This is a genomic window from Sphingomonas bacterium, from assembly GCF_903644135.1.
GTDB lineage: Bacteria > Pseudomonadota > Alphaproteobacteria > Sphingomonadales > Sphingomonadaceae > Sphingomonas.
The window spans coordinates 1-7764 of record NZ_CAHJXA010000123.1; the positions used below are offsets into that span (position 1 = coordinate 1).

Annotated in this window: 14 protein-coding genes and 1 other RNA gene; 9 read left to right on the forward strand and 6 right to left on the reverse strand. The window is 68.1% G+C overall.

From position 1 onward, the window contains the following. Positions 1-30 precede the first annotated feature (30 nt). On the reverse strand, positions 31-636 hold the full coding sequence (locus tag HUU96_RS08045) for a superoxide dismutase (RefSeq protein WP_174292328.1): 606 nt from the start codon (positions 634-636) through the stop codon (positions 31-33). 186 nt (positions 637-822) lie between these two features. Further along, positions 823-1848, reverse strand: a complete 1026-nt coding sequence (pspF, locus tag HUU96_RS08050; RefSeq protein WP_174292317.1) for a phage shock protein operon transcriptional activator — start codon at positions 1846-1848, stop codon at positions 823-825. 170 nt (positions 1849-2018) lie between these two features. Here pspF and HUU96_RS08055 point away from each other — a divergent pair, with 170 nt between their 5' ends. From HUU96_RS08055 to HUU96_RS08095, 9 genes are read left to right on the forward strand one after another with little or no spacing between them, the layout of a single operon-like run. Beyond that, entirely contained in the window at positions 2019-2156 is a 138-nt protein-coding gene (locus HUU96_RS08055) for a hypothetical protein (protein ID WP_174292318.1), read from the forward strand. A 22-nt stretch (positions 2157-2178) separates the two neighbouring features. Further along, a complete protein-coding gene (gene pspA, locus HUU96_RS08060) occupies positions 2179-2856 on the forward strand; it encodes a phage shock protein PspA (RefSeq protein WP_174292319.1) in 678 nt (225 codons plus the stop codon). A 1-nt stretch (position 2857) separates the two neighbouring features. Then, the gene (pspB, locus tag HUU96_RS08065) at positions 2858-3142 is read left to right on the forward strand and encodes an envelope stress response membrane protein PspB (protein WP_174292320.1); all 285 of its coding nucleotides are present in this window, start codon (positions 2858-2860) and stop codon (positions 3140-3142) included. Position 3143: 1 nt separating this feature from the next. Beyond that, complete coding sequence (pspC, locus tag HUU96_RS08070; RefSeq protein ID WP_174292321.1) at positions 3144-3521, forward strand: envelope stress response membrane protein PspC; 378 nt, start codon at positions 3144-3146, stop codon at positions 3519-3521. A gap of 23 nt (positions 3522-3544) precedes the next feature. Next, the gene (locus tag HUU96_RS08075) at positions 3545-3835 is read left to right on the forward strand and encodes a hypothetical protein (RefSeq protein WP_254605118.1); all 291 of its coding nucleotides are present in this window, start codon (positions 3545-3547) and stop codon (positions 3833-3835) included. A gap of 59 nt (positions 3836-3894) precedes the next feature. After that, positions 3895-4170, forward strand: coding sequence for a hypothetical protein (locus HUU96_RS08080; protein ID WP_254605120.1), 276 nt, complete (start codon positions 3895-3897; stop codon positions 4168-4170). A 12-nt stretch (positions 4171-4182) separates the two neighbouring features. Then, the gene (locus HUU96_RS08085; RefSeq protein WP_174292323.1) at positions 4183-4422 is read left to right on the forward strand and encodes a hypothetical protein; all 240 of its coding nucleotides are present in this window, start codon (positions 4183-4185) and stop codon (positions 4420-4422) included. A gap of 13 nt (positions 4423-4435) precedes the next feature. Beyond that, on the forward strand, positions 4436-4672 hold the full coding sequence (locus HUU96_RS08090) for a hypothetical protein (protein ID WP_174292324.1): 237 nt from the start codon (positions 4436-4438) through the stop codon (positions 4670-4672). A gap of 52 nt (positions 4673-4724) precedes the next feature. Continuing rightward, positions 4725-5129, forward strand: a complete 405-nt coding sequence (locus HUU96_RS08095; protein ID WP_174292325.1) for a SufE family protein — start codon at positions 4725-4727, stop codon at positions 5127-5129. Between the two features lie 4 nt (positions 5130-5133). Here the strand turns inward: HUU96_RS08095 and HUU96_RS08100 are convergent, their stop codons facing one another. The 4 genes from HUU96_RS08100 to HUU96_RS08115 all read right to left on the reverse strand — a co-directional run. After that, positions 5134-5673: a J domain-containing protein gene (locus HUU96_RS08100; protein WP_174292326.1), complete on the reverse strand. Its 540-nt coding sequence runs from the start codon at positions 5671-5673 to the stop codon at positions 5134-5136. A 45-nt stretch (positions 5674-5718) separates the two neighbouring features. Next, positions 5719-6101, reverse strand: an RNA gene (gene rnpB, locus HUU96_RS08105) — RNase P RNA component class A. 10 nt (positions 6102-6111) lie between these two features. Further along, complete coding sequence (locus HUU96_RS08110; protein ID WP_438827071.1) at positions 6112-6744, reverse strand: N-acetylmuramoyl-L-alanine amidase; 633 nt, start codon at positions 6742-6744, stop codon at positions 6112-6114. Between the two features lie 132 nt (positions 6745-6876). Then, positions 6877-7764: CheR family methyltransferase (locus HUU96_RS08115; protein ID WP_438827070.1), on the reverse strand; the 888-nt coding region annotated here is incomplete at its 5' end.

Genomic DNA, 7764 nt, shown 5'->3' on the forward strand with positions numbered 1-7764 from the left:
GACCCGCCGGTCGCGCCGCCCGAGTGACGGTCAGGCCGCGTCGAACCGCTTGCCCGCCTCGTCCCAGTTCACCACGTCCCACCACGCCTTGAGATAGCCCGGCCGGTCGTTCTTGTAGGTCAGATAATAGGCGTGCTCCCACACGTCGTTGCCCAGGATCGGCGTGCCCTTGTCCTTGGCGTCGTCCATCAGCGGGTTGTCCTGGTTGGGCGTCGACGTCACCTTGAGGCCGCCCGACGTGTCCTTGATCACCCACGCCCAGCCTGAGCCGAACTGGCCAGCACCCTTGGTGTTGAAGTCCTCCTTCAGCTTGTCGAGCCCGCCATAGGCGGTGATCGCCTCGGCGAGCTTGCCCGATGGCTGGGTGGACCCCTTCGGCCCCATGATCTGCCAGAAGAAGGCGTGATTCCAGTAACCGCCGCCATTGTTGCGGACCAGCGGCGGCTGGGTGGAGATCGTGGCCAGGATGTCTTCGATCGACTTGCCTTCCAGCTTGGGATCGGCGGCGACACCCTCGTTCAGCTTGGCGGTGTAGGCGGCGTGGTGCTTGTCGTGGTGGAAGGTCATCGTCTCCTTGGAGATGACCGGCTCCAGCGCGTCATAGGCATAGGGCAGCGGGGGCAGTTCGAAAGCCATTGTCTTCTCCTTTGGAACGGCGGCGAGGGCTCGTGGCATCGGCAACCCCAGCATCGCCGCGGCCGATCCAAGCCAGGCAAGGACGGTGCGGCGGGGTTGCGTCATCGGTGAAAGCCTTTCGCGATCCTCGGCCTGAACGAGCACCGGCGCTACTTGATCCCGACCCTTGCGGCAACGCAAGCCCGGCTACCCCGCCTTGATGAGGTCGTGACGGCGCAGCGCATGGCGCAACTGGTCGTAACTCAGCCCCAGCGCCTCGGCCGTGGTACGCTGGTTGAAGCGATGCTCGGCGAGAGCGCCGGCGAGCAGCTCGCGCTCGAAGGTGGCGACGCGGCTCTTGAAGTCGCTGGCACCCGTCTCGCAGGCGACCAGCGGCTCGCTCTCGATCGATGGCACGACCGGCCGCGCGCTGGGCCCCTCCAGCGCGCTCGCGCCGGGACGGTAGGGAGAGAGAAACGGATCGATCTCGATCGCGTCGATCGGCCCCGGCTCTTCCCAGCGATAGACGGCACGCTCGACCACGTTGCGCAGCTCCCGCACATTGCCGGGCCAGCGATACGCCGTGAGCAAGCCGACCGCCGCCGCGCCGAACCCCTCCCATCGCTCGCGCCCCAGTTCGGAAGCCATGCGCCGGCCAAAATGGTCCGCCAGCACCATGATGTCGCTCGCCCGCGCGCGCAGCGGCGGCAGCGTCACCACCTCGAAGCTCAGCCGGTCGAGCAGGTCGGCACGGAACTCGTGGGCATCGACCTTATCGGGCAGATGCTCGTTGGTCGCGGCGACGATGCGCACGTCGACGCGCAGCGGCCGCGACGAGCCGATCCGCGTCACCTCGCCATATTCGACCGCACGCAGCAGCCGCTCCTGCGCCGCCATCGACAAATTGCCGAGCTCGTCGAGAAACAACGTGCCGCCGTCCGCTTCTTCGAACCGCCCCGCCCGCGCCTTGGTCGCGCCGGTGAACGCGCCCGCCTCATGCCCGAACAGCTCCGCCTCGATCAGCGTCTCCGGCAGCGCCGCGCAGTTCATCACCACCAGCGGATGGTCCCAGCGGTTCGACAAGCGGTGTAGGCGCTCGGCGACCAGCTCCTTGCCGGTGCCGCGCTCGCCGATCACCAGTACCGGCCGATCGAGCGGCGCGGCACGGCTGGCGCGTTCGAGCGCGTCGAGAAAGGCTCCCGACTGGCCGATGACCTGGCTTGCTCGCTCCATGGCGAAGAGTTGGCGCATTTTGCCGATGGTTGGCAAGAGCCTGATCGCGGCCACCAACCGCCTAACAGCCATGTCTTTGTGATCGCTGGCTTTTTAAAACTGGCACGCAGAATGCAAAGCCTTTGGCAACCGCCGCAAAGGCGGGCCACATGCTCAAGGGAGTTTACGCCATGACCAAGACCGACCTCGGCCGCACCATTGTCGCCATCGCCTGCACGATCGTGATGAGCGCCACCTGCCTGCTCGGCGCAGTCGGGCCGGCCAACGCGGTTGCATCCGCCCCAGCGACGGCCCGCCCGATCGCCTGAGGCCCTCACCCGGAGTATCACGATGAGCATCTTTTCCCGCACTCGCGACATCGTCGCCGCCAACTTCGCCGACCTTCTGGAAAAGGCGGAGGACCCGGCGAAGATGATCCGCATGATCATCCTCGAAATGGAGGAGACATTGGTGGAGGTCCGCGCCTCCGCCGCGCGCACCATCGCCGACCAGAAGGAGATGCGCCGTCACATCGCCAAGCTCGACGGGCTGCAGATGAGCTGGACCGAGAAGGCCGAGCTGGCGCTGTCCAAGGATCGCGAGGACCTCGCCAAGGCGGCATTGGTCGAGCGGCAGAAGGCGGCCGACATGGCCGACCAGCTCAAGGCCGAGGTGCAGGTGCTCGACGACGGGCTGCGCGCGTCGGAGGAGGACATCGCCAAGCTGCAGGGCAAGCTGCGCGAGGCGCGCTCCAAGCAGGCCAACGTCCAGACCCGGCTGGAAAGCGCCAACAACCGCTTCCGCCTGCGCGAGATGTACGCCGGGGCGAAGACCCACGACGCGTTCAGCCGCTTCGACGTGCTGGAGCGCCGGGTCGACGAGGCCGAGGGCCGCGCCGAGGCGATGGGGCTGGGTGCCGGGCCGAAGAGCCTGGAGGAGCAGATCAGCGACCTGCGTGCCAGCGACAAGGTCGACGCCGACCTGGCTGCGCTCAAGGCGCGGCTGAGCGGCTCGAACAGGGAGGGATGAGATGAGCGACCTTATCGACTGGATCGGAATCGTCGCGGTCTCGGTCGGCCCGCTCTGGCTGATCTTCCACTATGTCACCAAGTGGAAGCAGTCGGCCAAGATCACGCCGCAGGACGAGAACCTGCTCGACGAGATGTACACCCTGGCCCGCCGGCTGGAAGACCGGGTGATGACCGTCGAGCGCATCGTTGCCGCCGACAACCCCGATTTCCGCGCCGGGCTAACCGCCCAGAACCGCGACTGGCAGGACCAGCGCGCACCCTATCAGATCGACCGGAGGAACTGACATGTTCAACAGCCGCACGACCTTCTACCTCGACAAGCAGAACGCCAAGTTCAAGGGCGTCTGCGCGGGCGTCGCCGACTTCACCGGCATCGACGTGACGATCGTCCGCGTCGCCTTCGTCCTGCTCGCCATCGCCACCCACGCCTTTGCGCTGATCGGCTATGGCCTCGTCGCCTGGCTTGCGCCGTGCAAGCCGATCGGGCTGTACCAGTCGGAGGACGACACCAAGTTCTGGCAGGGCGTCCGCTCCAACCCGACGCGCTCGACCGCGGAGGTCCGCTCGACCTTCCGCGACCTCGACCGCCGGCTCGCCGATATCGAGACGCACTTCACTAGCCGTAACAGCACGCTCGCCAGCGAGATCGACAACCTGCGCTAAGCGCGATCGAAGGGGGAATGACCATGGAATGGGGTTTGCTGGTACCGATCGTCGCCATCTCGTGCGGGCCGATCGCCTGGATCGCCAACACCTGGATCCGTGCTCGCCACGGCTATGCGCTGACCAACAACAAGGGCGAGGTGCGTGACCATGACCTGCCGATCGCCGAGCGCAACCGGATGGCGGCGCTGGCGTCCGAGAACGAGGAGCAGCGCGCCATGATCGCCAAACTTCACCAGCGGCTGGCGGTGCTGGAGCGGATCGCCACCGATCCCGCCGCGCGTATCGCCGCCGACATCGACGCGCTACGCTAGGAGCCGCTGACATGCATGACCTTAGTTTCCTTGTCCCGATCGGTATCGTCTCGGCCATCATGGCGCGCGGTGCCTTCACCACGTGGGTCAAGGCCAAGCACGGCCTGCCGCTGGACGACCGCCAGTCGCGGCGCGAGCGGCGCTGGCAGGAGCGCAGCGGCTATCAGCCCAACGACCTCGACGCCGAGCGTCAGGTGCGGCTGCTGTCGGACGAGAACGAGAAGCTGGTCGGCAAGATCGGCCGGCTGGAGGAACGGCTCGCCGTCCTCGAACGCATCGCCACCGATCCCGCCGAACGCACCGCGCGCGAGATCGACGCGCTGCGCGACCGCTAGAGGAGCATCATCGTGAACCCGTTCGAATTCGTCCTTGCGATCCTGGCGATCGTCTTCGGTGCGCGGATCATCCGTGACTATCTGCGCCACCGCGGCGAGACGCCGATCGCACCGCCGAGCGACGACACCCGCCTGCTGGTCGAGGAGGTCGCCCGCCTGCGTGACCGAGTCCAAGTGCTGGAGCGTGTCGTCACCGACAATCATGGCAGCATCGATCTGGATCGCCGGATCGAGCAGCTGCGCGACCGTTGAGGAGTTTCGGGCCATGACCGACCCCAATGCCTATCTGATCCTCGCCTCGACGGGCCTTGCCGGCCTGGGCATCGTCGTCACCGCCAGCCTGGCCGGCTGGCGCGGCTGGCTGGCGCTGCGCCGCGTCGAGTTGGAGCGCTCGCACGGCATGACCTCGATCGCGCCCGCCGCCGGCACCCGCATCGAGATCGCCGACCTGAAGGAGCGCATCCGCAAGCTGGAGGCGATCGCCGCCGGAGTCGACCTATAGCCGTCGAGCCATAGCCGTTGCTGGCCGGTCCTGCCGGCGGTAGGCGATGGGCATGACCAGCCTTGCCGACATCCACGACGAATATGAGTTCCTCGATCCCGACGACCGTTATCGGCTGCTGATCGATCTTGGCCGCGCGCTGGAGCCGATGCCGGCGGCGCTCAAGACCGATGCGACGCTGGTGCGCGGATGCTCGGCCTCGGTCTGGGTCTATCCGCAGCGGCGCGAAGATGGTGCACTCCACTTCCTCGCCGACTCCAACGCGGCAATCACCAAAGGGATCATCGCGCTGGTGCTGCTCGCGGTCCAGGACGACGCGCCGGCGGCGATCCTCGCGACCGACGTGCCCGCCGCGCTTGCGCCGTTCGACCTGGCGGCGCAGCTCAGCTCCAACCGGACGCAGGGCATCCCCAACATGATCGCGCTGATCCGCGAAACCGCCGCGCGCTATGCCTAGAATCTCAGGCCGGCTTCCTCGTCCGCGCTTCGTCACCGGCGCGCAGCACCTCGTAAGCCGCCTGTACCGCCTGGAACCGGGTCGCCGCCTCGGCGTCGCCGGGCCGTATGTCGGGGTGGTTGGCCTTGGCCAGGCGGCGCCAGGCGGCCTTGACCTCCTCGAAGCCGGCGTCGCTCTCCAGCCCCAGCACCTCGAGCGCGCGCATCTCGTCGCGCGAGCGGCTGCCGTCGCCGGAGCCGCCCCAGGCATAGTGGCTGGCGCTGGCATAGCCCGACGCGGTACGGGTTTCCCCCGCCTCGCGCGCGGCGGCGTCTTCGGCGGACAGGCCCTCGAAGTAGTTCCAGCCGCGGTTGTACTCGCCCGCATGAGCGACGCAGAAATGCCAGCGCTCCGGGCTGTTGGGCGATTTCGGGGCCGGACAGGTTCCCGGCTCCTCGCAGCCGTGCCGGTCGCACAGCTTCACGGTGGTCGCCTCGCGCTTGTCGCCATAGCTGCGCCAGCGAGGAAAGCCCCAATCGTCGGAACGGGTCGGCCGGTGCGCCATCGCTGCCCGACATAGAGCGGGCCACGCGAGGCGCAATGACGGAAAGATGCCAGAGGGCCTGTAAGCCGGGTTCTGTCCACTCCCTTTCGGAAGATAGGCGACCATTCCTCTCGGACGACGCTTGCGCGCCGCCTCCAGCGACCAACCCGGGCGGCGAGCCGGAACCATGCCCCGAGGTCCGAAGACCCCATGCCGCCCCTATTCGGTCTTGCTCCCGGTGGGGTTTACCGTGCCGTCCGTCGTTGCCGGGGACGCGGTGCGCTCTTACCGCACCCTTTCACCATGGCCTGGCCGAAGCCGTGGCCGTCTGCTCTCTGTTGCACTGTCCCTGGGGTCGCCCCCGCCGGGCGTTACCCGGCACCGTGGTTTCCGCGGAGCCCGGACTTTCCTCGACGCACCAAGTACGACGCGGCCGCCCGGCCCTCTGGCACCGCTCTCTTACTCGTCGCCCTGCGGTTTGGGAAGCAGCAGCGCCAGCAGGATCATGCGGCACTCGGCATCGACCTCGCCGTCGATCAGCTCGGGGCGGAAGCGGCGCTGGAACGCCATGATCGCCGCCATCGGCTCGGCGACGTCGTAGCCGAAGCGCTGCAGCGCCAGCAGGAATCCCGCCTCGCTCCAATGCGGGTCCATCAGCGACTTGGTCGGCCGCGGCAGCGCGAGGCGCAGCCGGGCGAGGCGGCTCCATGGGAACAGCTCGCCGGGGTCGCGCTTGCGGGTCGGCGCGATGTCGGAATGGCCGATGATGTTGCCGCGGGTGATCGCGTGGCGCTCCTTGAGGTCGGCGACCAGCAGGATCAGCGCCTCGATCTGCGCATCGGGGAATGGGCGATAGCCGAGATCGTGACCGGGGTTGACGATCTCGATGCCGATACTGGCCGAGTTGATGTCGTCGACCTCTCGCCAGTGCGACACGCCGGCGTGCCAGGCACGATGACCTTCGTCGACCAGCCGCAGGATCGCGCCGTCCTCGCCGACCAGATAGTGGCTGGAGACCTTCGCCGCGGGATCGCGCAGCCGCGCGGTCGCGGCGTCGCCGCTCTCCATGCCGGTATAATGGAGGACGATCATCGTCACCGGCAGCGTACGCGCGTCGAAATTGGGCGACGGCGCGTCGATGATCGTCAATCCACCGCCCGTCACGCCGCCCTCCTCGCTCACCCCATGGATAGGGCGATCGCCGGCCGGGTCAACGCCCGCGCGTCATGCGGCGGCGCGCTTGCTGGAAGTGGCCTGATAGGCACCGCGAACGCTGCGGCTCGGCTCGAACAGGTCGGTCTGGCCGATCACCGTCTCGCCCGCCCCCAGCACCAGCAGGCCGCCGTCGCGCAGCGCCGCGGCGAGCCGGTCGAACACCGCCACCTTGATCGCCGGTGCCAGGTACAGCAGGACGTTGCGGCACAGGATCACGTCGAAGCTGCCGACCGCCCATGGCGCGCCGGCAAGGTTCAGCCGCCGGAACGCGATCATCCGCAGCAGCGCCGGGTCGGCGAGCCAGTCGCCATCGGGCTGGGCCACGAACCAGCGCAGCATCTGCCGCATCGGCAGGCCGCGCTGGATCTCGAACTGCGTGAACCGTCCGATCCTTGCCCTGGCCAGCGCCGTCTCCGACACGTCGGACGCCAGGATTTCCGGCATCGGCACCCCGGCGGCCTCGCACCGCCCGGCCAGCGCCATTGCCATCGACAGCGGCTCCTGCCCCGTCGAGCAGCCGGCGCTCCAGATCCGCAGGCGACGGCTGTCGGCGGCACCAGCGGCGATCACCTGGTCGACGACGGTGTCGAACACCGCCGCGTCGCGGAAGAACGAGGTCTCGTTGTTCAGCAGCGCATCGACGATGCGATCGGCGATCGCCGGGTCGGTTCCGCGCAGCAGCAGCAAGGCAAGATCGTCGAGCGTCTCCAGCCCCAGCTCGCGCAGCAGCGGGCGCAGGGCGGTGTCGAGCCGCCAGACGCGGTCGCTGCTCACCCGCTGGCCAGTGCGTGCTTCCAGCAGCCCGGTCAGGACGCTCACCGTCGCGGCGGACAGGCCCGGGTGCCGGGCGGCGTCGGTCATGGTCGCTTCAACGACGCGACGAGGCGGCCGATCGTC

Excerpts from the sequence above, each read along its gene's own strand:
- HUU96_RS08045 (WP_174292328.1), bottom strand. The coding sequence starts at position 636 with ATGGCTTTCGAACTGCCCCCGCTGCCCTATGCCTATGACGCGCTGGAG.
- pspF (WP_174292317.1), bottom strand. The coding sequence starts at position 1,848 with ATGGAGCGAGCAAGCCAGGTCATCGGCCAGTCGGGAGCCTTTCTCGAC.
- HUU96_RS08055 (WP_174292318.1), top strand. The coding sequence starts at position 2,019 with ATGACCAAGACCGACCTCGGCCGCACCATTGTCGCCATCGCCTGCACG.
- pspA (WP_174292319.1), top strand. The coding sequence starts at position 2,179 with ATGAGCATCTTTTCCCGCACTCGCGACATCGTCGCCGCCAACTTCGCC.
- pspB (WP_174292320.1), top strand. The coding sequence starts at position 2,858 with ATGAGCGACCTTATCGACTGGATCGGAATCGTCGCGGTCTCGGTCGGC.
- pspC (WP_174292321.1), top strand. The coding sequence starts at position 3,144 with ATGTTCAACAGCCGCACGACCTTCTACCTCGACAAGCAGAACGCCAAG.
- HUU96_RS08075 (WP_254605118.1), top strand. The coding sequence starts at position 3,545 with ATGGAATGGGGTTTGCTGGTACCGATCGTCGCCATCTCGTGCGGGCCG.
- HUU96_RS08080 (WP_254605120.1), top strand. The coding sequence starts at position 3,895 with ATGGCGCGCGGTGCCTTCACCACGTGGGTCAAGGCCAAGCACGGCCTG.
- HUU96_RS08090 (WP_174292324.1), top strand. The coding sequence starts at position 4,436 with ATGACCGACCCCAATGCCTATCTGATCCTCGCCTCGACGGGCCTTGCC.
- HUU96_RS08095 (WP_174292325.1), top strand. The coding sequence starts at position 4,725 with ATGACCAGCCTTGCCGACATCCACGACGAATATGAGTTCCTCGATCCC.
- HUU96_RS08100 (WP_174292326.1), bottom strand. The coding sequence starts at position 5,673 with ATGGCGCACCGGCCGACCCGTTCCGACGATTGGGGCTTTCCTCGCTGG.
- HUU96_RS08110 (WP_438827071.1), bottom strand. The coding sequence starts at position 6,744 with ATGATCGTCCTCCATTATACCGGCATGGAGAGCGGCGACGCCGCGACC.